Consider the following 23,987-nt stretch of genomic DNA (forward strand, 5'->3'; position numbering starts at 1 on the left):
TCTATGCCGATAAATGAGAATACGCCACGACCGGAAGAGTTTGCTGCGGTCGATCTGGGTTCCAATAGTTTCCACATGGTAATCGCGCGCGTGGTCGATGGGGCGATGCAAATCATCGGTCGTCTGAAACAGCGCGTGCACCTGGCAGATGGTCTGGACAGCAATAACATGCTGAGCGAAGAGGCAATGGAGCGCGGGCTGGCTTGCCTGGCGCTGTTCGCCGAGCGTCTGCAGGGCTTTGATCCGGCAAGCGTATGCATTGTCGGTACCCATACTCTGCGCCAGGCACTGAATGCCTCTGAATTTCTTAAACGCGCTGAAAAAGTGATCCCCTACCCTATTGAGATCATTCCGGGCAATGAAGAAGCGCGTCTGATTTTTATGGGCGTGGAGCATACGCAGCCGGAAAAAGGCCGCAAGCTGGTGATCGATATCGGCGGCGGCTCGACGGAACTAGTTATTGGTGAAGATTTTCAACCGAAGCTGGTCGAAAGCCGTCGTATGGGCTGCGTGAGCTTTGCGCAGATGTATTTTGCGGGCGGCATCATCAACGGTGAGAATTTCCGCCGTGCACGTATGGCGGCAACGCAGAAGCTGGAGTCGCTGGCATGGCAGTACCGTATTCAGGGCTGGAATGTGGCGCTGGGCGCATCGGGTAGCATTAAAGCCGCCCATGAAGTGCTGATCGCCTCGGGCGAAAAAGATGGCTTTATCACCCCGGAGCGGCTGGAAAAATTGGTCGCCGAGGTGCTGAAGTATAAAAATTTCGCTGAGCTGAGCCTGCCGGGCCTTTCCGAAGAGCGCAAACAGGTGTTTGTGCCGGGGCTGGCTATCCTCTGCGGCGTGTTCGATGCGCTGGCGATCCGCGAGCTGCGCCTTTCCGACGGCGCGCTGCGTGAAGGTGTGCTGTATGAGATGGAAGGCCGTTTCCGCCATCAGGATATTCGCAGCCGCACCGCCCAAAGCCTCGCCAGCCAGTACAATATCGACCGCGAACAGGCGCGACGCGTGCTGGAAACCACCACCTTGATTTACGAACAGTGGCTGGAGCAAAACGCGAAGCTCGCTAATCCACAGCTGGCCGCCCTGCTGAAATGGGCCGCGATGCTGCATGAAGTGGGATTAAATATTAACCACAGCGGAATGCATCGCCATTCGGCCTATATTCTGCAAAACAGCGATCTGCCCGGTTTTAACCAGGAGCAGCAGCTAATGATGGCCACGCTGGTGCGCTGTCATCGCAAGGCGATCAAAATTGATGAACTGCCGCGCTTTACGTTGTTTAAAAAGAAACAGTATCTACCGCTGGTGCAGATTTTACGCCTCGGTGTGCTGCTAAATAACCAGCGCCAGGCCACGACCACCCCGCCGACGCTGCGTCTGACCACCGATGCGAATCACTGGACGCTTAGTTTCCCGCACGACTGGTTTAGCCAGAACGCGCTGGTGCTGCTGGATCTGGAGAAAGAGCAGGAGTATTGGGAAGGCGTGACCGGCTGGCGTTTAAAAATCGAAGAAGAGCAATCTCCGGAAGCGGCGGCCTGAGCCGCCCGTTTGTTACCTTTTGATCAGCGTTTGTAGCCGCACCGGCCGACCAATCAAATACCCTTGTAGATAATCGATACCCAGCGCGATAGCCGCGCTGCGTATCTCTTCGCTTTCAACATACTCCGCCACCACCAGCATTTTCTTCATGCGCGCCAGATGGCAAATCGATGCCACAATCTGATAATCCAGGCTGTTTGATACAATATTGCGGATAAAACTGCCGTCGATTTTCAGGATATCGGCATTGACGTTTTTCAGCCGCGCATAGCTGGCATAGCCGGTGCCAAAATCATCAATCGCCACGCGACAGCCCATCTGCTGCAGCTGCCCCAGCGTCTGATTAGCCTGCTTAAGATTGGTCATTGAGTGGCTTTCGGTGATCTCAAAAATCAGCTGCCAGGCTTCAATATGGTATTTCTGTAATAACTGCCGCACTTGCTGGGTGAACTGCGTACGGCAAATTGAAGCCGGAGAGAGGTTAATGGAGAAGCGCTGCGCGGGGAGCTGCGCACGATGCTGGTCCATAAACATTAAAACATGCTCGATCACCCACAGATCGATGCGCGATGAGAGGCCGAACTCATAGGCTACCGGCAAAAACGCATCCGGGCTGATAATGTCGCCATTCTCTTCACTCATGCGCAGCAGGATTTCGTAATAATCATCGCCGCGGACGCCGCATATTGGCTGCGCCATCAGGATAAAACGATTCTCTTCCAGCGCCAGCTGCAGGCGGTTCATCATATCCACTTTGTTTTTCAGGCCGCGTTGCAGATTCGCCGCGCCGCGGTTTTGCAGATTTTCCGGGTGATTGGTCGCCAGCGACAGATCGGCGATGGTGCTCATTTCCCCCAGCAGCAAATAGAGGTGTTTGACCGGCGATCGCACGTAGCAGTAGCTGAGCCCGACCTGCGGTTGCAGCGGCATGTTATCCCATAAAAAGCGGAACTGCTTGATACGGGCATCGAGCTCCTCAATGCGTGTCTGGTGGGATTGGGTCGTCAGGCGAATGACCAGATCGTAGCCGGAGAGCTGGTACACGCACTCCTGCGCCGACAGCAGCGGTTTAAGCCAGTTCGCCATCTGTTGTTTGTACTGAATACGCAGCAGCACGCCATAGTTGCGCCCCAGCAGTTCAAGTTCAGGAATGCGTAGAAAACAGAGCACCGACCAGGGCGTATCTGCCAGCGCGCGGCTTAGGGCTCGCAGATTGGGCATATTGGCAACGGGATCGATAAACGCCAGACGCCGGGCGCGTTCATTTACCACTCTCTGGCGTGTCGCCATCATGGCCATGGCGAGAATAATGAATGAAAAGACCAGGTAACTTGACGAAGCAATCGCTAACTGGACGTCGTAAGCCGGGACCCGTGGCAAATAACGGTAAAAAAAGTGGATGGAGATAATCAGCAGCGGCGTCCACACCAGTGAGATAAACCGATAGCCGTAGCGCATCGATCCCCACAGCATCACCGGCAACAGCAGCGACAGGGTGTAATTGGTGCTGAAAATCGAACTGTTTTTATTCATCGGCATCAGCAACAGCAGCAGAATACCGCACACCACGCTGAACCAGACCACAATCTCAGGCCACGTTACTTTACGGTCGAATTCGTGGCGCATCTGCGATAACCACGAAATAGCGTAACGGGGATGGCGAATAACGCGGATCAGTACATAGCTAAAAGGCACCCCGGTCATGGTGCCCACCAGCAAGGCCTGATAATTAATCAGCGTCGGCACATTCATTAATAGCGCCCCGCCATCGCCTGTCGACCGATCGTAAAAATTCAGCCACGCGCCAAGTTCAAGAATAAACAGGTAGATCGACGCCGGACAGAGGACTTGCCAGAAAAAACGTTGCGAGACTTGCGTGGCGGTGCTGTAAGCCACCCGGTGCCGTCGGGTAGCAAAAATACGGTAGCCCGCCCAGCTTATTAGCACCGGTAACAATAAATGCGCGCCTCTGGACAGCATATCCTGCGGTAGCGCCGGCCAGTAGTGCCAACCGAGCGCCAGCATAATGCCCGGCAGCGCCGCCCAGCCATAAAACATCATCAGGGCTATCAGCAACGCCATCGGCAAATAATAGAGAATCACCACCTGCCCGGAAACTGCGGTAAATGTATTAGCCAGACTAAAGAGTGGATATAACACAATTGGCGTAACGAGCGGCAAAGCCCACCACTGATCCTTCAGACGATGATATTTTTTTATAAGTGTCATAGATGCTCGATAGCTCTGCCCGGATCCCGGAGAGTGTTTCAGGCAGGTATCCGACCTGAAAATGCGCTGCACCCGTGGGGTGCCGGTTTGCAAACAAAGGGAAATTCTAATTGCGGAAAATATCTATTAATTGATCTAAATCAAAAAATTACACCTGACTATGTTTATTCCCACTTTTATCGGCAACGATTGTCCAGATTATATTCTCCACGTAAATATTTAATTTATCTTATGTTATTTCTGGTGATGTTTTAATCATCTTATTTTTACGCCAGGCTGAATTGACCTGATGAAAAGAGTGTGCATTAATGTCGCAGTCGCCCGTGGATCGGGCATTCCTAAAGGAACCATTGTGAGTCAGGCAACCAGTATGCGAAAACGACATCGATTTGACAGTCGCATGACCCGTATCGTACTTCTTATCAGCTTTCTCTTTTTCTTCGGCCGTTTCGTCTATTCTTCTGTTGGCGCCTGGTATCACCTCCAGGACAAAGCCCAGTTGCCACAAGTCAGCCAGACTATCGACCCTTCCGCACAACGCTAGTTTTTTCCCTTCTTGTTGAACACGCCTTCTCGCGTGGGCTTATGCATGTCTGAATTTTACTGCTCAAACTCATCATGCACCTTTTGCAGTACGTTAAAGATCCCTCGCCCGGCTTGATGGGGAATGTTCAGCCTGTAGAATACTGCCTGCCAATGGGCTAATGCCGCCAGGGTTTGTTCAATATACGCTTCTGCATCGAGATATTTATAGTCGCGACAGATTTCAAGAATGCGCTTGCGAGTAGGCGTTCCCGGATGACGGCCACCAAAACCCGTCGTATGCTCGCCCCCCGCCGTCGAGAAAGTTACGTCATAGGCCGGCGCTAATACCCATTTCTCTTTTTCACCAGCGGTCGTCGGCTCATGGCAAAGGAAGGCAAAGTTTTTTGCATGATCGTCATGGTTATGCGCTAGCGCGTTAAAAATCATTAAACGCGCCATCTTTTCCACCTCAGCCGCACTATTGGTCATCACATATGTCAGTTTTAGCAGACTGGAATAGTCGAGAGTCGGCATGCGGAAATCCGCATAGAGTAGTGCAGAGACGGTCATCATATGCAGCTTGCGATCCCCTACCCGGTCAAAGCGTTTGGTGGCAAAAAAATATTCGTGTCTCCCATCCGGCATTTGCCTATGTAACAGGCTGGATTCCGCCATATTTACACCCGCGGCGCGGGCCATTTCTGCATAGGCAAACTCAATGGCCCCCGTTTCAACCGGTTCCTTTTTAGCACGGAATTTCACAATCCAGTGCGCGTAGCCCTTCGGCAAGGGACCAAAGGCGGAGGTGGCTTCGTCACCTTCCGGAGATAGAGCAACAATAGCTTTTGGCCTGGCCCCGCCCGGAGAGCCACCTGCAAGGCGCAGTTTGTTCAATACCGCCGATGTTTCGCCTTGTTGAACCTCGATTGACTCTTCATAAAGCTGGCAGAGACTCAATGGGCCAACCAGAACGGTTTTATCCGCTTTGGGTTGATATTCAAACGTTCCCATCCCCCGATCGCCCATATACGCCAGGCGGTCGAGTGCGGTAATGGTTAAATGTGTCCCCTCGCCAAAGGTGCTATCAAAGAAGCGATCCATCAGCAATGTCCCCCAGCCATCGGGCAGGGAGTCAGCAAAAGGCCCATGCAGCCCCTCAAAGAGCCTTGAGTCGCTGGCCAACTGAGGTTTAGCGTCCCATGCCATCGTTAATGGCGAGAGATTAAAACCACGCGCAAGCCAGCCCTCATCATAGGTAAAGTAAATCCCTCTACCCGGCGCCTTGTTAAGTTCACCAATTTTAACGCCCTCTTTAAGCACAACGAGAGCTTCAGTGTGCTGGAAGCGTTTAGCCACTATCTCATCCCCCGTTTACGCCTGCTGTTTTTAAGCTCATCAAGTGAAGCCGGATGCTCTGGATTAAAAAGCCGTGTCACGGGTGAGAGATCATCCAGCGCGGTTGCCAGCAGAATAACGACCTCGAGCGTGGCAATGCCGGTGGTTTCAAAACGTTTGATGGTTGATTCTGAGACGCCTGATTTTTCAGCCAGCGTTTTACGCGAAAGGTTTTTCGCCAGGCGGAGCTTTTTCGCGTGACTTCCCACTTGCTGTGCGATATCGGCAGGCGAGTAGAGGAGATGCATAAACGACATGATTCAGGCCTATCTCATTAATGTTCATATATAAACCATTATACCGCTTTATTAGCCTTTAAGGTTTATAAATAACCATTATTAAATAAATTTATAAGATCTTCTTAAAGGCCATATAAGAACCATTAAAGGCCTATATCTCAGGTAAAAGTTTAAATATAAGCCTTTATATGCCTGCTTTATGCATTAGTTACAGGAACTTTGCTGGCCAAACCGTCCAGCCAATTTCGGTAAACCTCATTGGCATCGGCAGGTAAAGTCTGGCGATGCGTCTCGAATTCACTATTCATAGCAAAGATTTTCCACACCAGAGGCGCAAGGCGGGCAACCGGGCTGTGTATACTGGCTTCGCGCAGCAGTTCGCGCGTGCGTTGTTGGTACTCCATCAATACGGAGGATTGATAATCAAACGCTTTACCCAGCCCGGAGAGATACATCAGTTTCAACACTTCATTCTCCGGCCACTGCAGCGCCATTTGCAGCGGCCAGTCGAGCATCGCGCGCTCTCCCCACATGGCATCGCGCGGGGTTATTTTGTTCGCCACCAGCGTTAGGGTGAATGCCTGCGCCAGTTCGCCGAGATAAATCGCCATCGCTTCTACCGACGGGCGCTGATAGAAGGCATCAAGCGGTTGCTCGCGCCGTTGGCCGATGTGCGCCAGTAGACGTTGTTCGAGATCCAGCACCAGCACACCCAGCCCGGCATGTTCTACGCGTCTACTTTCCGTGGCGATTTTCTGTCGCGCTTTGCAATCCCACAGGCTTAACGAAAGCTGCCATTCGCAGCGATCGCCCTCCCCGCTGCAACCCATTTCGCCGGTAACAAAATAGTGCATCGTCGGTGGAACAATTTCGAACAGCGCATTGCCATCGGTTTCGCCGCCCATTAGCACCGGTCCGCCGCCTTCTACCACCTGCACATAGAACCGGCTGGCGTAGTCGGTCCAGTAGTGCGCCGCTTCGGCAAAATAGAGCGAGATAGCTCGCGTCATGCGCCCGATCTCATCTTCACGCTGCGATTCACTGCGCACAGCACCCTCAACGCGTTTGGAGAGAGCAAAAAAGCCTACCGACGGCAACTCTTCCGCTTTTTGGGCAAACAGCCAGTCGGCTTTATTTAACCCGTAATGCCAGATCGGTTGCGTGAGGGAAAGCGTAGTTATCTTCAGCGCTGCGGGATCGGCTGGCGTCGAAACGGCCGCCTGCTTTTGCATCGCCTGAAAGGCGCTGGCAAATTCGTCGAGGTGCTGTTTAAGCGGCGCATAGCCCAGCGCGTACATGCGCGCCAGCAGCTTCTCGCCCTCCTCGACGTTACCCAACGCCTGCCAGGCACGCAGTAAATTCAGTCCCGCCATCGGATCGTGACGGTGTTCGTCATACACCGGCGCCACCAGCTCGGCGATCAGCGGGATCTGCCCGTTATTACCGAGATCGCCGGAAATCATCATCAGCGCACCGCTGTCGTAGCGTTCGCCCGCCAGTACCTCTTGATAGTACGCGCGAGCGGTGGCTATTTCGTTGTGTTCCAGATAATGACGCGCCAGCCACAGCTGCGCGCGCCAGCTTTCGGGTAAAGCGGCAACGGTTTTCAGCGCCGCGACATACGCCGCTTCACCGCCGCGCTCTTGCTGAATACTCACCCACCACAGCAGGCCGTTATCCTGATTCGGATCGGCCTGAATCGCCTGCCACAACGTATCGTCTGCGCGATCCTCTTCGCCACGCTCGGCAAACACTTTCGCTAAGTTGGTCAACAGCGTGCCGGTCGCCCCCGCTTTTTCGATGCCTACCCGCAACGTACGTTCCGCCGCCGTCAGCTCGCCATTTTTCATCAGCACGATGGCCTGAATGGTGTGGCTGCGCTCGGGAATATCATCAATTTCCACCAGACGTTCCGCCGCCGGTAGCAGATCGGCGGCAAAGCCATCATTCAGCCCGCTGACGATCGCCTGATAGAGTTCAGCCGCGTCGTTACGTTTCTCTTCCAGCGATGGCAGGAACACTTTCTCGCGCCATTCACTGCGCAGGATCTGCATCTCGCGACCATAAGCATCATAGGCCACTATCAGTTCATCTTTGGCGGTGGATTCGCCTGAGGGGGCGATGGCTGCCGGAGCCGCTTCAGCCGTTTTTTTGCCGCTAAGGGCGGTGATAAGACGTTTAAACATGGCGCGTGCCTTGTCGGTTAAGAGGGTTTACCTGTAATAACCCAGACCTTATCCGCCGACAAGTTTAAAAAAAAGCCACTAAATGCGGGGGGTTAGTGCAAAGAACGAATACCTGCAGCGCCAGGATATCTGCCGTGAGGCAAAAGCACCGCCTGCATAGCCGAAACCTTCACTATCTGCAGTCCAGTCACCTAACGCCGTGCCCAGGGTTTGGGAAAACATAATCGTCACCCAGTAAAACCTCTCGGTGACACCGTTGTTCACAGAACTCAAGGCAATGGTACCGCAGGTGATGCGCCAGATTATCAGCGAGAGGATCAGCAACGAACTCAGCAGCAGGTGTACTTGTTAAAACTTACGCGTAGCGTTAATAGAGACGCTGGCAGACAATCCCGCCACCAATTCCACTCCCGCCGGTAAGGCGTCGATATGAATGCGAACCGGAATGCGCTGTGCAAGGCGTACCCAGCTAAAGGTCGGTTCGACTTCCGGCAGGCCCAGCCCGCCCGTCTCGTCATTATTATCACCAATACCGTGGCCGATACTCTCTACATGCCCGCTTATCATGGGATCAACGCCCATCAGCGCGATTTGTGCGGCATCGCCCACATGGATATGGCGCAGTTTGGTCTCTTCAAAATAACCTACCACCCAAAAACTGTGGGCATCGATGATGGCGACTGTCGTCTCCCCTGCCGTTGCATAGTTGCCGGGGCGTAACCGCAGATGGGTGACATATCCGGCAACGGGTGAGCGCACCACGGCGTGAGATAAATTAAGCTGCGCCAGTTCCAGCGCGGCCAGCGCACCATGATAATTCGCCACCGCAACGTTTGCTGCACTGCCTGTTTGCTGTAAGTCTTCGCCGGAAATGACACCTTTGATTTGTGCGCGACGCCGGGCCGCATCCTGACGCATCAGCATTTCATGACGTTTGGCTTCCACGTCGGCCTGCGCGCTCACCACCGCCAGCGTTAACCAGTGCGGATCGATGGAATAGAGAATATCGCCGCGATTAACCCACTGATTATCCACCACCGCTACGCTGCTCACCGGCCCGGAAACCTCCGGGGCAATCTGCACAACATCAGCCCGAACCCGGCCATCGCGCGTCCAGGGCGTCTGCGCATAATGTTTCCACAGCATAAAAGCGACCAGGGTTGCCAGCGCGACTGCGCTGAGCGTCAGCGCGTAACGACCCAACAGAGAGAGTAAAGATTTCATGCAAAAAACCCCAGTGCGGTTAGACCCTGCAACAGCAGGAAACAGGTGACGATAAAGGTAGAAAAATCGATCAGCGGACGAAAAGGCAAACGCCGATAAAGCCTGCTGAAGGTGAAAAGGGGCACCAGCAGTAGCGTGCAGATCAGGGCGGCAAGGGCAATGACCAGCAGCCCGGGAATCAATACGCCGCCAATATTGAGATCATTTATCATCCAGGCTCTCCCTTATTTGCTCGCGAAGCGCACAATGCAGATCAACCAGTCTGTCGACCAACAGACGCGAGGAGTCATCGACTGCTGGCAAAGAGAGGCGCGCCATGGCGGCAATACGCTGGCGCAAGGCCTCGCTGTCTGTGGTGCGGTTAAGCAGAGTAAGCACCTCGGTGAGCTCGTTGCCCGCTTGCGCATCAGTTTGGCGTAAGTGCATCACGCACAGGCCAATGCGCACATAATGCAGGAGGCGGTTGAGCGCCAGCTCTGACGACTGACTGCTGCGCTGTAAGCGCGGCAACAGCAGCGCCGCGCGGTCGATCATCAAATTGGTCCAGTGCGTTTCATCGCTTTTAAACCCGCCATTTATGCTGCGGCGAATGTCGCGCTGGCACAGCTTTAGCAGACGGTTGATGGCCGCATCGGCCTGCACGGTTTGCAGCAGGCTCATGCTGAGAACAGCAAAGCCGGTCGCGGCAAATAAGGCGATAGCGGTGTTAAGCGCCACGGCAAAGTCTCCGCTGTAGCGCGCACCGAGCTCGCATAATATCGGTAGCGTCAGGGTGATCCCCATCGCCATAAATGTTGTAGGCGGGCGAGCCTGTAGAGAGCCCGCAAGGAGATATGCCGGAGCAAGCACCGCAACCAGCACGCTAAAATCACTCACCTGGGGTAGCAGAACAAAGCTATACAGCAGGCTTATCACCACGCCCCAGGCGGAACCCATAATGTATTTCACAATATGCGGAACGGGAGAGTCGAAGCTGCCAAACAGGGTGCAACAGACGCCAAGAATCGACACTGCCGTGCCGCCCTCGGACCAGGCTGAGTAAATCCACAGCAGGCAACCGCTGAGAATAATGGCAAATGCGCCCAGCGCAGTGCGTACAGCGGTCAGGGGATCGCGGTGAAAAACATACCCTTTCACCGCGCGGCCTTCTGGCAACGCTGGGTCGGGCCGCGCATGGTGGATAGCTGCAGAAAGGCGTTCGCACTGTTGCAGCAGCGTTATCGCCTCGCTCAGGTAGCGCACGAAATTTCCGAGAAGCGCCTCTTCAAAGGTCAACGCATGCACAGCACGCGACTGCATTAACAGCGCACTGCGTTGTATTAACGCTGTCACCCTGCTTTTCCGTTCTCCTTCATCCTCACAAACCAGCCAGCAGTGGAGTTCCTCCAGCAGGTTTTGCACATCGACAGGCACCGCTTCGATAATCTGTAAGCGATCGCGTAATTCACAGTTCACCACCACTAATCGCGCCAGTCGATCATGAATCGCTTTTCTGGCATGCCGCACCGGAACCGAGAGCGCAAAATCATAGGGGATGTGATGGCTTATGCCCTGGAGAAACTGCAGCGCCAGCGCCAGATGCAGAGGCGCTGAAACCGCAGCAGGTTTGCCTGCTAACGTGTCGGCAATTTGCTGGCGCGCCGAGCGTAATGTCTGCGATAACTTGCTGTTAAACAGCCCGGATATCCGCACGGGGACAACATACCGGTGGATCAGCGCGGCGCAGAAGATACCAATCATTATTTCCTGTACGCGGATAATGGCGATGTTAAAAATCGCCGCGGGATCGGCGACCGCCGGAAAACCAATCAGGCTTGCGGTGTACCCGGCTAATACGAAGGCGTAGGCGCGCGGAGTGCGTTCAAGCAGAGATAAACCGAGGCAAAACGTGATCCAGCCCGTTAGCATCACGCTGCAAAAAATCGGCATGTTCACAAAAGCCGGTACGATCAAAACCGTTGCCCCGGCACCAACCAGGGTTCCGGCCAGACGATAGAGACTTCTGCTCAATGACGCGCCGACCGAGGTTTGCGAAACGATATAAACGGTAATAATTGCCCAAGAGGGACGTTCAAGCCCTATCGACAAGGCAATGTAATAAGCGAGCATCGCTGCCGCAAAACTGCGTGCAGAATAGAGTAAGGCATTGGCATCGTTCAGCAGAGCCGTTACGGAGTGAACGGTGCTCATGGAACGTAGCGCGTGACCGATTCGCGGTAACAAAGGCGAGCGGTTAAAAAAGATATTTTTCATGCCGGGGATTATTACCGGCTTGCTTACCCGCTTAAATACTCTATTCTGTCAAAAAATACCTAAATCCTGCCAATCTTATGACATCACGGTTTGCCACCACGCTGTTTGATCCGGATGCAACGCCCTGCCCGGCAGTTGCGCGTCATCTTGATTTTGTTGATTACACAGCTGAAGTACCGGTACATAGCCATCGTAAAGGCCAACTGATCATTGCGCTGTATGGCGCGGTTATCTGTCGGGCGGAAAATGATATTTGGATCGTGCCGCCAGATTGTGCCGTCTGGATCCCCGGCGGGATCGCCCATAGCGCCAGCGCAACGTGGAACGCGCATCTAAATTACTTATTTATCGAGCCAGGCGCCGCAGCGCTGCCGGAGAGATGTTGCACCCTTGCCATTTCCCCGCTGATTAAAGAGTTAGTTGAGCGTTTAACTCAGCAGGAGATTGATTACCCGCCGGATAGCCATGCCGCAAGGCTGACCAGGGTGACGCTTGATGAATTAGCCAGCATGCCGCAGCAAAAATTGAGCCTGCCGGTTTCATCTGATGCCAAAATCCGCGCCATGGCTGATGCACTGGTGAATCGTCCTGACGATCGGAGCACGCTGAAAGCGTGGGCAAAACGACTGGCCCTTAGCGAGCGCTCATTAGCGCGGCTAATGCAGCGCGAAACGGGGCTCTCCTTCGGGCGCTGGCGCCAGCAGCTGCATTTGGTTATTGCGCTTCAGGAGCTGGCAAGCGGCGTATCGGTGCAAAACGTAGCGGCGAAGCTGGGGTATGAATCCGTGAATGCTTTTATCACCATGTTCCGGAAAACGATGGGCAGCACGCCCGCGCACTATTTTGCCGAACGTAAGATAAGCGCGCGTTAAAGAGCCTGGCAACGAAGATGCTACTGACTTTCAGCCATATATCGATCGGTGGCAGATAAACCTCAATAGCAATCATGCTAATGAACTCATGACGATGGGTTTGCCGCCAGCCGACGAGTAAACCGGCAGGTGTAACATCCGCTGCCTGTTCTTTGGCTGTGTGGATGATGAAGTACCAGCTATTTGAAGGCAGGATGATAAAGCAAGGTATTCATTAAACAGAGCGCTTGACCCGATTTCATCGAATAATGACCTGTGAGCCACTCACCTTCTCCCGGTCTCTTTTTTATACTGCACTCTTACTGTACAGGCCGCACACCTGTGGCTTTTCTACTGGAGTGAAGAATGAAACTGACTCAAATACGTAACGCCACGCTGAAACTGGAATATGCCGGTACTCGCTTCCTTATCGATCCGATGCTCTCTGCTAAGGATACCTGGCCCGGTTTTCCCGGTACTGCACGTTCCCACCTGCGCAACCCTATGGTTGAACTGCCGGTGCCTGTCGAAGAACTGTTGGATGTGGACGTTGTTATCGTCACCCACACCCATGAAGATCATTGGGATGAAGCGGCCCAGCGGCTGATCCCCAAAGACCAGGTGATCTACACGCAGAACGACAGCGATGCCACGCTGCTCCGTTCCCAGGGCTTCAGCGCGGTCAAGGTACTCTCTGACACCACGATGATTGACGGTATTACGTTGGTGAAAACCGACGGACAGCACGGTAGCGATGAAGCGTACGCCATTCCTGACCTTGCCGCATTACTGGGAGAGGCGTGCGGGCTGGTTTTTTCTCATGAAAGTGAAAAAACCCTGTACGTGGCCGGGGATACTATTTGGGTACCGCCGTATGTTGAAATCCTGAAAAAATATACGCCAGAGATCGTCGTGCTAAACATAGGTTTCGCCAACGTCGATGGCATTGGGGCTATTATCATGGGTAAGGAAGATGCTCTGCGTACCCATGAGGTGCTGCCGTCCGCCAAAATTGTGGCGACCCATATGGAAGCGGTTAACCACTGCTTGTTGAGCCGCGCCGAGTTGCGGGAGTTTGCAGCGCAGAAGGGCATTAAAGAAAATGTACTGGTGCCGGAAGATGGCGAAACGCTGATTTTCTAACGCGCCGCGCTCGGACAGGCAGCCTGAAACTCTGCTGCCTGTTCGCCCCCATGCCGGACGGGAAATTTACCGGTTTTACACATCGTGGATTCTTTCAGCAAGGATTAGAATTATGTCCGCTCTGCACGTTGTCATTATCGCAACGCCGGGATTCAGCCCGTTTCATTTTTCCGTTCCTGCGATAATTTTTGATAAGGCGATGCCGGAGCCAGGACTGTTCAGCGTGGATATTTGTGCGGAGCAGCCCGGAACGGTGGAATCTGATATCGGTATCTCCCTTAACGTGAAGCATGGGCTGGAGCGGCTTGATAGCGCAGACATTATTATTGTGCCTTTCTGGGAGCATCCTGAAACACGCCCTTCGCCGATGCTGCTTGATGCGCTACGTAGCGCCTGGCAAGGTGGGGCCGAAGTTGTAGGCCTGTGCCTCGGTGCGTATGTACTCGCCTATGCCGGGCTGCTGAATAACCGCAGGGCCTCCACGCACTGGGAGTTTGAGCGGGATTTTGCCGCTCGCTTTCCCGAGGTCCGGCTTGACAGCAATGCGCTTTATACCTGTGACGAACGTCTTATTACCTCAGCCGGTACGGCGGCGGGCATAGACTGCTGCCTGAATATTGTCCGTGAACATCACGGTGCTGCACTGGCAAACCGCGTCGCCCGCAGAATGGTTATTCCCCCTTACCGTGAAGGCGGCCAGGCGCAGTTTATTGAACATGTGATTCCAGAAACAACGCGAGACACGCAGATCAACGACCTGCTCGGCTACCTGCGGCGCAATTTGGATAAACAGCATGATATTGATTCTCTCGCCGGGTTTTGCAGCATGAGCAGGCGTACGCTTACGCGGCACTTTATTAAAGCAACAGGTATGACCGTGGGGGACTGGCTCAGCGCCCAGCGCTTGCAGCGCAGCCAGGAGCTGCTGGAAACAACGGATCACAGCATTGAAACCGTATCAGCTCTGGCAGGCTATAAGTCACCTGTTTCCTTCCGCCAACGTTTCAGAGCGCGCTTTAATGTCAGCCCGAGCGAGTGGCGCCGCACCTTTCGCGGGCCAAACCTGCTGAGCTAAGCATCCTGCTCCATTCTTATTACCGTTCAGCCGTTGAATACAGGCTAAATCTGCTCGTGCGCGTTATCAGCGAAGTGAACAAAATGATTACGCTAAAGTTTGGCACGACGTTTTGCTGACTTTTGATTTTACTCGTAGATCAATACGCCCAAAACAATGAGGCGAACTGCCACCCGCCCGTACAGTTTGGGGAGAGAGCAACTTTGTCAGTAAAGGCAGTGGCCTATTAATTAAGCACAGCCAATAGATACTCTTTTTTAATCCAATGCGATAGCATCATTATTAGATAATTGGAATGTAAACAATATAGTCTGAGCAGCTACGCGACGACATAGCCCTCCAAAATATCAATCCGCACTAATACTGAATCAGCACTGAAAATCCCACAAAGAAAATACCAAATCTACATCACAATTTTTACGCAATAAGAATTTTCAGTCCTTTACCCTTTGAAAATAATAATAACATCGGCGCTGGATAACTCTTTTCAACTACTAAAAGGTTAAATAATGACGATTTCAGCGCACTTAAAATTTTCAAAAATAATTTGATACAGCAAGCCCATACATCTACAAAATGGACTTTACATCATCCTTAACTGCGTTTGGGACAGTACAGGTATACTAAATGAAATATGTTCTACTTTGGATCGGTGAATACCTATTATTTGTGATTTTTGTTGTACTGTTATATGCAATCCTGCCAGAAGCACAAATGTATAAAATGCTAACATCTATTACAGGTATGTTTCCCGATTATACATGGGATAAGTATTACTTCTTAGCATTAACAATTGCATCAGTACTTTTAGTAGCGCTAATCATATACATTGCTCATAGATTCAAAAAAATCAATTAAAAATTAAAGTGTACCGCTACCTTTCTAATAGATTTGTATGGTGAAAGGTAGCGGTGCTATCAAGGACAATACATTAACATCAAAACTATTTATACAATATTTATAACAACCCGGTTGAACTTAAATCCATTTCAAAAAAGATACAATATTACTTTTTTGGATGTATTCAGAGAGTTATATTTTGAAGGCAATAATAACAACTGTCCAGTGCCGGCAAATTTTTTATGCGCAATCAGAATTTCTCTAACCTGGCGAGAAAAAAATACTAAATGCGGGTTACGTCGTGTCATTCGCTTTTACGAACCAAAGAAAGATATGACATTTTATGCCATGCCCATCAAAAACACTCTGCATGGCATCGGGCGTAATCCATGGCATTACCATGAATCATACCCATCAAAATACCCCGGTCAAACCGTGCCTGGCGTTGCCAGACATTGCCAAAAATGACTAAGTTAAAAATAAAAAAAGCCCGCTATTACGCGGACTTAAGTTTGATTTAGTGCCTGTTAGTGCAAGACATTTCCTGTTGGGAAATCATTCCCACTCAATCGTCGCTGGCGGCTTGCCGCTGATGTCATACACCACGCGGGAGATACCGTTAACCTCATTGATAATGCGGTTAGAAACGCGGCCCAGGAAGTCGTACGGCAGGTGCGCCCAGTGTGCGGTCATAAAGTCGATGGTTTCAACTGCGCGCAGAGAGACAACCCAGTCGTATTTACGACCGTCGCCCATGACGCCGACGGAACGTACCGGCAGGAAGACGGTGAATGCCTGGCTCACTTTGTTGTAGAGATCGGCTTTATGCAGCTCTTCAATAAAGATCGCATCGGCACGGCGCAGCAGATCGCAGTACTCTTTCTTCACTTCGCCCAGCACGCGAACGCCGAGGCCCGGACCCGGGAACGGGTGGCGGTAAAGCATGGCGTACGGCAGGCCCAGCTCGAGGCCAATTTTGCGTACTTCATCTTTGAACAGCTCACGCAGCGGCTCAACCAGGCCCATCTTCATCTCTTTCGGCAGGCCGCCCACGTTGTGGTGAGACTTGATAACGTGCGCTTTACCGGTCGCGGAGGCGGCAGATTCGATGACATCCGGGTAAATAGTGCCCTGCGCCAGCCATTTTACATCTTCCAGCTTCAGGGCTTCTTCGTCGAACACTTCAACAAATACGCGGCCGATGATCTTACGTTTGGCTTCCGGATCGTTCTCGCCAGCTAGCGCCGACAGGAAACGGGCTTCGCCTTCAACATGAACGATATTCAGACCGAAGTGGTCGCCGAACATGTCCATTACCTGCTGGGCTTCGTTCAGACGCAACAGACCGTTGTCGACAAATACACAGGTCAGGTTTTTGCCGATCGCGCGGTGCAGCAGCATGGCGGTTACGGAGGAGTCAACGCCGCCGGAGAGGCCGAGAATGACTTTATCGTTGCCAACCTGCTGGCGGATGCGCTCAACGGCATCATCGATAATTTTTGCCGGGGTCCACAGCGCTTCACACTGGCAGATATCGCGAACAAAACGCTCCAGCAGACGCAGGCCCTGGCGGGTATGAGTCACTTCCGGGTGGAACTGCACACCGTAAAAGCGTTTCTCTTCGTTCGCCATAATCGCGAACGGGCAGGTTTCGGTGCTGGCGACGGTCACAAAGTCAGACGGGATCGCCGTCACTTTGTCGCCGTGGCTCATCCACACATCGAGCAGCGCTTTGCCATCGGCAGTAAGGGAATCTTCAATACCGCGGATCAGCGCGCTGTCGGTCTGTACTTCAACCTGCGCATAACCGAATTCACGCTCGTTTGACCCTTCAACGTGGCCGCCCAGCTGCATCGCCATAGTCTGCATGCCGTAGCACACGCCGAGCACCGGCACACCGGCTTCAAACACATACTGCGGCGCGCGCGGGCTGTTATCTTCCGTGGTGCTTTCCGGGCCGCCGGAAAGGATAATGCCGCTTGGATTGAAGTCGCGGATCTGCGCTTCGGTGACATCCCAGGCCCACAGTTCGCAATACACGCCCAGTTCACGCACGCGGCGCGCAACCAGCTGGGTGTACTGAGAGCCGAAATCGAGGATAAGAATACGATGTTTATGAATGTTGTCCGTCATTGACAAGCTTCCGAGGCAAGTGGCGATAAAAAAACGTCAGCGCCCGGTGCAAGCACCGGGCGCAAAAATCATTAAGAACCCATACGGTAGTTCGGGGATTCCTTGGTGATAGTCACGTCGTGAACGTGGCTTTCCTGAATGCCCGCACCGCTGATGCGGACAAATTCCGCTTTGGTGCGCAGGTCGTCGATAGTACCACAGCCGGTCAGACCCATACAGGAACGCAGGCCGCCCATCTGCTGGTGAATAATCTCTTTCAGGCGGCCTTTATAGGCAACGCGGCCTTCGATACCTTCCGGCACCAGTTTGTCGGCGGCGTTGTCGCTCTGGAAATAACGATCTGAAGAGCCTTTCGACATTGCGCCCAGCGAACCCATACCGCGATAAGATTTGTAAGAACGGCCCTGATAGAGTTCGATTTCGCCCGGTGATTCTTCGGTACCCGCCAGCATAGAACCCACCATCACGGCGGCGGCGCCTGCGGCGATCGCTTTAGCGATATCACCGGAGAAACGAATCCCGCCGTCAGCAATAACCGGAATACCGGTACCTTCCAGCGCTTCTACCGCGTCGGATACAGCGGTAATCTGCGGAACGCCCACGCCGGTGACGATACGGGTGGTACAGATGGAGCCAGGACCGATACCGACTTTCACCGCGCTCACGCCCGCTTCTGCCAGCGCACGTGCGCCTGCACCGGTCGCTACGTTACCGCCGATAATTTGCAGGTTCGGGTATTTCGCACGAGTTTCGCGAATGCGCTGCAGCACACCTTCAGAGTGACCATGAGAGGAGTCGATCAGCAGTACGTCTACGCCTGCAGCTACCAGCGCATCAACGCGCTCTTCGTTGCCCGCGCCCGCGCCAACGGCCGCGCCAACGCGCAGCTGGCCCTGCTCATCTTTACAGGCGTTCGGTTTACGTTCTGCTTTCTGGAAATCTTTAACGGTGATCATGCCGAGCAGATGGAAGCTGTCGTCGACAACCAGCGCTTTCTCAACACGTTTCTCGTGCATTTTAGCGAAAACGACGTCGCGGGCTTCACCTTCGCGAACAGTAACCAGACGCTCTTTCGGCGTCATGTAGACGCTAACTGGCTGGTTCAGGTCAGTAACGAAACGCACATCGCGACCGGTGATGATACCGACCAGTTCGTTGTCGCCATTCACTACCGGGTAACCGGCAAAGCCGTTACGTTCCGTCAGCGCTTTCACTTCGCGTAGCGTGGTGGTTGGCAGCACGGTTTGCGGATCTTTAACCACGCCGGATTCATGTTTTTTCACGCGGCGAACTTCTTCCGCCTGGCGCTCGATAGACATGTTTTTGTGAATAAAGCCAATGCCGCCTTCCTGTGCCAGGGCAATCGCCAGGCGCGCTTCCGTCACGGTATCCATCGCCGCAGAGAGCATAGGAATGTTCAGGCGAATGGTTTTAGTGAGCTGCGTGCTCAAGTCGGCGGTATTCGGCAGAACGGTGGAATGGGCGGGAACGAGGAGGACGTCGTCAAACGTCAGGGCTTCTTTAGCAATACGTAGCATGGGCAATATCTCTGACCTGGGGGGTTAAATATTGCCGTGGCATTATACAGAGCGTAACCGATTGCATCTACATTTTTTTCTGAAAAAAACTTGCCATCCCTTCGTTTCGGGTTACTATCGACTGAATAACTTGCTGATTTAGAATTTGATCTGGCTCACATGTCTTCCTTCCAGTCCCCTTCAATTTATACGGTTAGCCGCCTTAATCAGTCGGTGCGCTTACTGCTGGAACGCGAACTTGGCCAGGTGTGGATCAGCGGTGAAATTTCCAACTTTACCCAGCCCGCTTCCGGTCACTGGTACTTCACCTTAAAAGACGATACCGCGCAGGTGCGCTGTGCGATGTTCCGCAACAGCAACCGTCGGGTGACGTTTCGCCCGCAGCACGGGCAACAAGTGCTTGTGCGCGCCAATATCACGATGTACGAACCGCGCGGCGAATACCAAATTATTGTCGAAAGTATGCAACCGGCCGGTGAAGGGCTGCTGCAACAGAAATACGAGCAGCTCAAAGCCAAACTTGCCGCCGAAGGGCTGTTCGACCAGCAGTTTAAAAAACCGCTCCCCTCACCCGCCCATTGCGTTGGAGTTATCACTTCAAAAACCGGGGCCGCACTGCACGATATCCTGCATGTACTTAAACGCCGCGATCCGTCGCTGCCGGTGGTGATTTACCCCACCGCCGTACAGGGTGAAGATGCGCCCGCGCAGATTGTGCGCGCCATTGAATTGGCCAACGCCCGTGAGGAGTGCGACGTGCTGATTGTCGGGCGCGGCGGCGGTTCGCTGGAAGATTTGTGGAGCTTTAACGATGAGCGCGTGGCGCGGGCCATTTTTGCCAGCCGCATTCCGGTAGTTAGCGCCGTCGGCCATGAAACCGACGTCACCATTGCTGATTTTGTTGCCGATCTGCGTGCGCCAACCCCCTCGGCGGCGGCGGAAGTGGTCAGCCGCAATCAGCTGGAACTGCTGCGCCAGGTGCAGACGCTGCAACAGCGCTTAGAGATGTCGATGGATTATTATCTGGCAGGCCGCAACCGCCGCTTCGCCCAGCTCAATCATCGTCTGCAACAGCAGCATCCGCAGTTACGCCTGGCGCGTCAGCAAACGGTGCTCGAACGCCTGCAGCAGCGTATGCATAACGCGCTGGATACGCAGATGAAACGCGCTTCTCTCAAACAGCAGCGTATTATTCAGCGTTTAAACCAGCAAAACCCTCAGCCGCGCATCCACCGGGCGCAAACCCGCATTCAGCAGCTGGAGTTTCGCCTCAGTCAGAGCATCCGCTCGCGCTTAAGCAGCACCCGTGAGCGCTTTGGGTCCGCTATTACGCATCTGGAAGCCGTCAGCCCTCTGGCGACGCTGGCGCGCGGTTACAGCGTGACCACCGCCACCGACGGCAAAGTGCTCAAACAAACTAAACAGGTTCAAGCGGGCGATACGCTAACCACGCGGCTGAACGATGGCTGGGTGGAGAGTGAAGTGAAAGCCGTCACAGCGCTCAAAAAAACGCGCCAACGCAAATCTCAATAATTCACGCGCTCAATAAATAAGACGTACCTATACTTTTTGTTGTTCTTTGTTGTTTTATCAAGGAGATCAACATGCAGGCACGTCACTCGTTTAGCGTTATCCCGCCCTATATTCTGCGCCGCATTATCGATAACGGTTCCGAAGTGCAGCAGCGCTGTGCTCGTCAGACCTTAACCCATGTCCAAACATTGATGGCTCACGGCCACGGCAAAGTCGATGCGCCGCTGGTCACTTCTCCCGGGGAACTGGTACGTGATATTTACGACGCCCAGCAAAAAGAGAGCCTGCCCGGCGAACAGGTGCGCTATGAAGGCCAGCCGTCAAATGGCGATATCGCCGTCGACGAAGCGTATGACTATCTTGGCGTCACCCACGATTTTTTCTGGCAGGTTTATCAGCGTAATTCACTGGATGATAAGGGGATGATCCTTAGCGGCACCGTGCATTATGGCAAGGAGTATCAGAACGCCTTCTGGAACGGTCAGCAGATGGTTTTTGGCGATGGCGACGGTGAAATTTTCAACCGCTTTACTATTGCTATTGATGTTGTGGGACATGAACTCAGCCACGGTGTCACAGAAACGGAAGCAGGATTGATCTATTTTGAACAGTCCGGCGCGTTAAATGAGTCGTTATCTGATGTATTCGGCTCGCTGGTCAAACAGTATCACCTGCAGCAAACAGCGGACCAGGCCGACTGGATTATCGGCGAAGGGCTGCTGGCAAAAGGTATTCAGGGCAAGGGGCTACGTTCCATGTCAGAGCCGGGTACCGCCTATAATGATAAGTTGCTCGGTAAAGATCCGCAGCCGGCGCATATGAAAGCGTTTATTAAAACCCGCGAAGATAACGGCGGCGTGCACCTGAATTCAGGTATCCCAAACCGGGCGTTTTATCTGGCGGCAACGGCTATTGGCGGCTATGCGTGGGAAAAAGCGGGTTATGCCTGGTACGATACCGTCTGCGATAAGCAGCTTGCGCAAAATGCCGATTTCGCCACTTTTGCTAAATTCACTATCAAACATGGCGAAAAACGTTCCGGCAAGAACGTCGCCGCCGCTATCGAAAAGGCGTGGAAAGATGTCGGAGTATTATAATGAACGAACCCGAATTGACCGACGATGCGGTGGTCGAGTTAGCACGCGAAGGCGGGCTGGCTTATATCCCCAAACTGAGCGGCAAGCGCACGTTTATCGTTGCTGAACTCAGTGAGGAGCAGCGCCAGCGGCTGGTGGATATTTTGCACCAGACGCTACCGCTCGCCGAGCAACCGGGCCAGCCCGACTCGCCTGGCCGCGGCGATCAACGTTTCTACCGCTTGCAAATCACCTGGTCATCCCGGCAAACCGATGTGCTGTTGCTGATCCCGGAAAGCAAAGCGCCCCCCTCATTTGTTGAGCTGTGGCGCGACGGCGATGCCTGTATCTGCAAGAATTAGCGCAGCGTGAATTCGACGCGTTTTTTTGAAATAAGCCCGTGGCCGTGCTGGCAGAAAAAGTCCACCGCGCCACAGGCTTTCAATACCTCCAGCGGCTGATGGCATTCCGGGCAATTGGCCTGCACATCCATATCTTTATCACAGACTGCGCAGTGCGCCTGGGCTCCCGCCAGCTCCAGCGGGTTGTGGCAGGTTGGGCAGTTAAGATCCATAACGCGCTCCTAAATTATTGGCTGTGGTTATTATACACCGCAGAAAACAAAAACCCGCCAGGCCTGGCGGGTTTTGATGTAAGGATTACTTCCCTTTCTTAATATGCTTAATCAGGCGCTTACGCTTACGCATCTGGTTCGGCGTCAGGGTGTTGCGCTTATCCGCAAACGGGTTTTCGCCCTCTTTGAACTGAATACGGATTGGCGTACCCATCACTTCCAGCGATTTGCGGAAGTAGTTCATCAGGTAACGTTTGTAGGAGTCCGGCAGGTCTTTCACCTGGTTACCGTGAATCACCACAATCGGCGGGTTGTAACCGCCGGCGTGGGCGTATTTCAGCTTCACGCGGCGGCCACGCACCAGCGGCGGCTGATGATCTTCTGCCGCCATGGTCATAATACGGGTCAGCAGCGCGGTGCTCACGCGGCGGGTGGAGCTGTCGTAGGCTTCGCGAACGGACTCGAACAGGTTGCCGACGCCACTGCCGTGCAGGGCAGAGATAAAATGCACGCGGGCAAAATCGATAAAGCCCAGACGGTAGTCCAGCGTCTCTTTAACCTGCTCTCTCACTTCCTGGCTCAGGCCGTCCCACTTATTGACGACAATCACCAGCGAACGGCCGCTGTTTAGAATAAAGCCCAGCAGCGACAGATCCTGATCGGAGATCCCTTCACGCGCGTCAATCACCAGCAGGACCACGTTGGCATCTTCAATCGCCTGCAGGGTTTTAATCACCGAGAACTTCTCAACCACATCGGTGATTTTGCCGCGCTTACGCACGCCCGCGGTGTCAATCAGTACATACTCGCGCTCATCACGCTGCATCGGAATATAGATGCTGTCGCGTGTGGTGCCCGGCATATCGTATACGACTACGCGCTCTTCACCGAGAATACGGTTAGTTAGCGTTGACTTACCGACGTTCGGACGGCCCACAATCGCCAGTTTGATCGGCAGATCCTGCGGGTTGAAGTCGTCTTCCGGCTCGGCTTCTTCACCGTTCTGCTCGGCTTCGAACTGCGCCCAGTATTCCGCCTCTTCATCCACCTCTTCCGGCGGATTCAGCTCATCCATCCACGGCATTAACACGTGTTCCAGCAGGCTGGTAACACCGCGCCCGTGGGACGCCGCGATGGCGTAGATTTCACCGAGACCAAGGGAGTAAAAATCGGCCGTTGCCTGATCCGGATCCAGACCATCGGTTTTATTCGCCACCAGGAAAGTCGGTTTTTCACGCGCGCGCAGATGTTTGGCAATGGCCGAGTCGGCAGGCATCAGGCCCGCGCGCGCATCGACCATAAACAGCACCACATCGGCTTCTTCAATCGCCAGCAGCGACTGTTCAGCCATGCGCGTTTCGACGCCATCTTCATTGCCATCAATACCACCGGTATCAATGCAGATAAATTCGCGGCCTTCCACTTCAGCACGACCGTACTTACGGTCACGAGTCAGACCCGGGAAATCCGCTACCAGCGCATCACGGGTGCGTGTTAAACGGTTAAATAGCGTGGATTTTCCAACGTTAGGGCGCCCGACAAGCGCGACCACAGGTACCATGTTTAAAGCCTCATTACAGAAAATTCATTAGCAAAACGCCGCCTTTTACGCGCCGTTTTAAAAACAG

General features: G+C 53.5%; 19 protein-coding genes and 1 pseudogene. 8 read left to right on the forward strand and 12 right to left on the reverse strand.

Annotated features, from left to right (window positions below; genetic code table 11):
- Positions 1-3 precede the first annotated feature (3 nt).
- A complete protein-coding gene (gene ppx / locus RW65_RS06375; RefSeq protein WP_039055858.1) occupies positions 4-1,545 on the forward strand; it encodes an exopolyphosphatase in 1,542 nt (513 codons plus the stop codon).
- Between the two features lie 12 nt (positions 1,546-1,557).
- Here ppx and RW65_RS06380 read toward each other — a convergent pair whose 3' ends face one another.
- Positions 1,558-3,774: a sensor domain-containing phosphodiesterase gene (locus RW65_RS06380; protein ID WP_039055859.1), complete on the reverse strand. Its 2,217-nt coding sequence runs from the start codon at positions 3,772-3,774 to the stop codon at positions 1,558-1,560.
- Positions 3,775-4,126: 352 nt separating this feature from the next.
- Here RW65_RS06380 and RW65_RS21660 point away from each other — a divergent pair, with 352 nt between their 5' ends.
- Positions 4,127-4,318 carry a YfgG family protein gene (locus RW65_RS21660; RefSeq protein ID WP_072037709.1) on the forward strand — a complete coding sequence of 64 codons (192 nt, stop codon included), beginning with the start codon at positions 4,127-4,129 and terminating at the stop codon, positions 4,316-4,318.
- A 56-nt stretch (positions 4,319-4,374) separates the two neighbouring features.
- Here RW65_RS21660 and RW65_RS06385 read toward each other — a convergent pair whose 3' ends face one another.
- From RW65_RS06385 to RW65_RS06410, 7 genes and pseudogenes are all read right to left on the reverse strand, one after another.
- A complete protein-coding gene (locus tag RW65_RS06385) occupies positions 4,375-5,655 on the reverse strand; it encodes a type II toxin-antitoxin system HipA family toxin (RefSeq protein WP_039055860.1) in 1,281 nt (426 codons plus the stop codon).
- Complete coding sequence (locus RW65_RS06390) at positions 5,655-5,951, reverse strand: helix-turn-helix domain-containing protein (protein ID WP_039055861.1); 297 nt, start codon at positions 5,949-5,951, stop codon at positions 5,655-5,657. The genes RW65_RS06385 and RW65_RS06390 overlap by 1 nt, the downstream gene beginning before the upstream one ends.
- Positions 5,952-6,130: 179 nt before the next feature.
- Entirely contained in the window at positions 6,131-8,119 is a 1,989-nt protein-coding gene (locus tag RW65_RS06395) for a tetratricopeptide repeat protein (RefSeq protein WP_039055862.1), read from the reverse strand.
- Positions 8,120-8,266: 147 nt separating this feature from the next.
- Positions 8,267-8,458 (reverse strand): annotated as a pseudogene (locus tag RW65_RS21665) (hypothetical protein); the annotation flags it as partial.
- A 9-nt stretch (positions 8,459-8,467) separates the two neighbouring features.
- On the reverse strand, positions 8,468-9,343 hold the full coding sequence (locus RW65_RS06400; protein ID WP_039055863.1) for an HlyD family secretion protein: 876 nt from the start codon (positions 9,341-9,343) through the stop codon (positions 8,468-8,470).
- Entirely contained in the window at positions 9,340-9,555 is a 216-nt protein-coding gene (locus RW65_RS06405) for a DUF1656 domain-containing protein (protein WP_039055864.1), read from the reverse strand. The genes RW65_RS06400 and RW65_RS06405 overlap by 4 nt, the downstream gene beginning before the upstream one ends.
- The gene (locus tag RW65_RS06410) at positions 9,545-11,452 is read right to left on the reverse strand and encodes an FUSC family protein (protein WP_231564367.1); all 1,908 of its coding nucleotides are present in this window, start codon (positions 11,450-11,452) and stop codon (positions 9,545-9,547) included. The genes RW65_RS06405 and RW65_RS06410 overlap by 11 nt, the downstream gene beginning before the upstream one ends.
- A gap of 221 nt (positions 11,453-11,673) precedes the next feature.
- Here RW65_RS06410 and RW65_RS06415 point away from each other — a divergent pair, with 221 nt between their 5' ends.
- The 3 genes from RW65_RS06415 (at position 11,674) to RW65_RS06425 (ending at position 14,665) form a co-directional block, all read left to right on the forward strand.
- Positions 11,674-12,468, forward strand: a complete 795-nt coding sequence (locus tag RW65_RS06415; protein WP_039055867.1) for an AraC family transcriptional regulator — start codon at positions 11,674-11,676, stop codon at positions 12,466-12,468.
- 345 nt (positions 12,469-12,813) lie between these two features.
- The gene (locus tag RW65_RS06420; protein ID WP_039055868.1) at positions 12,814-13,590 is read left to right on the forward strand and encodes an MBL fold metallo-hydrolase; all 777 of its coding nucleotides are present in this window, start codon (positions 12,814-12,816) and stop codon (positions 13,588-13,590) included.
- Positions 13,591-13,702: 112 nt separating this feature from the next.
- Positions 13,703-14,665: a GlxA family transcriptional regulator gene (locus RW65_RS06425; RefSeq protein WP_039055869.1), complete on the forward strand. Its 963-nt coding sequence runs from the start codon at positions 13,703-13,705 to the stop codon at positions 14,663-14,665.
- Between the two features lie 1,395 nt (positions 14,666-16,060).
- On the opposite strand, the gene guaA is transcribed toward RW65_RS06425, so the two are convergent.
- Both guaA and guaB read right to left on the reverse strand, forming a co-directional pair.
- Complete coding sequence (guaA, locus tag RW65_RS06435) at positions 16,061-17,638, reverse strand: glutamine-hydrolyzing GMP synthase (protein ID WP_039055872.1); 1,578 nt, start codon at positions 17,636-17,638, stop codon at positions 16,061-16,063.
- A 71-nt stretch (positions 17,639-17,709) separates the two neighbouring features.
- Positions 17,710-19,176, reverse strand: coding sequence for an IMP dehydrogenase (gene guaB, locus RW65_RS06440; protein WP_039055873.1), 1,467 nt, complete (start codon positions 19,174-19,176; stop codon positions 17,710-17,712).
- Between the two features lie 159 nt (positions 19,177-19,335).
- Between guaB and xseA the strand changes: the two genes are divergently transcribed.
- From xseA to RW65_RS06455, 3 genes are all read left to right on the forward strand, one after another.
- Complete coding sequence (xseA, locus tag RW65_RS06445; protein ID WP_039055874.1) at positions 19,336-20,709, forward strand: exodeoxyribonuclease VII large subunit; 1,374 nt, start codon at positions 19,336-19,338, stop codon at positions 20,707-20,709.
- 71 nt (positions 20,710-20,780) lie between these two features.
- The gene (locus RW65_RS06450) at positions 20,781-21,806 is read left to right on the forward strand and encodes a M4 family metallopeptidase (protein WP_039055875.1); all 1,026 of its coding nucleotides are present in this window, start codon (positions 20,781-20,783) and stop codon (positions 21,804-21,806) included.
- A complete protein-coding gene (locus tag RW65_RS06455) occupies positions 21,806-22,147 on the forward strand; it encodes a protealysin inhibitor emfourin (RefSeq protein ID WP_039055876.1) in 342 nt (113 codons plus the stop codon). Before RW65_RS06450 ends, RW65_RS06455 begins: the two co-directional genes overlap by 1 nt.
- Here RW65_RS06455 and RW65_RS06460 read toward each other — a convergent pair.
- Complete coding sequence (locus RW65_RS06460) at positions 22,144-22,359, reverse strand: zinc ribbon domain-containing protein (RefSeq protein ID WP_039055877.1); 216 nt, start codon at positions 22,357-22,359, stop codon at positions 22,144-22,146. The genes RW65_RS06455 and RW65_RS06460 overlap by 4 nt on opposite strands.
- An 85-nt stretch (positions 22,360-22,444) precedes the next feature.
- Positions 22,445-23,920 (reverse strand): ribosome biogenesis GTPase Der, encoded by a 1,476-nt coding sequence (gene der, locus RW65_RS06465; protein ID WP_039055878.1) that lies wholly within the window; start codon positions 23,918-23,920, stop codon positions 22,445-22,447.
- Between the last annotated feature and the right edge of the window lie 67 nt (positions 23,921-23,987).

Origin of the sequence: Enterobacter sp. Bisph1 (assembly GCF_000814905.1) — a bacterium.
GTDB lineage: Bacteria > Pseudomonadota > Gammaproteobacteria > Enterobacterales > Enterobacteriaceae > Kosakonia.

Coding starts and splice junctions, on each gene's coding strand:
- ppx (WP_039055858.1), top strand. CDS start 4: ATGCCGATAAATGAGAATACGCCACGACCGGAAGAGTTTGCTGCGGTC.
- RW65_RS06380 (WP_039055859.1), bottom strand. CDS start 3,774: ATGACACTTATAAAAAAATATCATCGTCTGAAGGATCAGTGGTGGGCT.
- RW65_RS06390 (WP_039055861.1), bottom strand. CDS start 5,951: ATGTCGTTTATGCATCTCCTCTACTCGCCTGCCGATATCGCACAGCAA.
- RW65_RS06395 (WP_039055862.1), bottom strand. CDS start 8,119: ATGTTTAAACGTCTTATCACCGCCCTTAGCGGCAAAAAAACGGCTGAA.
- RW65_RS06400 (WP_039055863.1), bottom strand. CDS start 9,343: ATGAAATCTTTACTCTCTCTGTTGGGTCGTTACGCGCTGACGCTCAGC.
- RW65_RS06405 (WP_039055864.1), bottom strand. CDS start 9,555: ATGATAAATGATCTCAATATTGGCGGCGTATTGATTCCCGGGCTGCTG.
- RW65_RS06410 (WP_231564367.1), bottom strand. CDS start 11,452: ATGCTCGCTTATTACATTGCCTTGTCGATAGGGCTTGAACGTCCCTCT.
- RW65_RS06415 (WP_039055867.1), top strand. CDS start 11,674: ATGACATCACGGTTTGCCACCACGCTGTTTGATCCGGATGCAACGCCC.
- RW65_RS06420 (WP_039055868.1), top strand. CDS start 12,814: ATGAAACTGACTCAAATACGTAACGCCACGCTGAAACTGGAATATGCC.
- RW65_RS06425 (WP_039055869.1), top strand. CDS start 13,703: ATGTCCGCTCTGCACGTTGTCATTATCGCAACGCCGGGATTCAGCCCG.
- guaA (WP_039055872.1), bottom strand. CDS start 17,638: ATGACGGACAACATTCATAAACATCGTATTCTTATCCTCGATTTCGGC.
- guaB (WP_039055873.1), bottom strand. CDS start 19,176: ATGCTACGTATTGCTAAAGAAGCCCTGACGTTTGACGACGTCCTCCTC.
- xseA (WP_039055874.1), top strand. CDS start 19,336: ATGTCTTCCTTCCAGTCCCCTTCAATTTATACGGTTAGCCGCCTTAAT.
- RW65_RS06450 (WP_039055875.1), top strand. CDS start 20,781: ATGCAGGCACGTCACTCGTTTAGCGTTATCCCGCCCTATATTCTGCGC.
- RW65_RS06455 (WP_039055876.1), top strand. CDS start 21,806: ATGAACGAACCCGAATTGACCGACGATGCGGTGGTCGAGTTAGCACGC.
- RW65_RS06460 (WP_039055877.1), bottom strand. CDS start 22,359: ATGGATCTTAACTGCCCAACCTGCCACAACCCGCTGGAGCTGGCGGGA.
- der (WP_039055878.1), bottom strand. CDS start 23,920: ATGGTACCTGTGGTCGCGCTTGTCGGGCGCCCTAACGTTGGAAAATCC.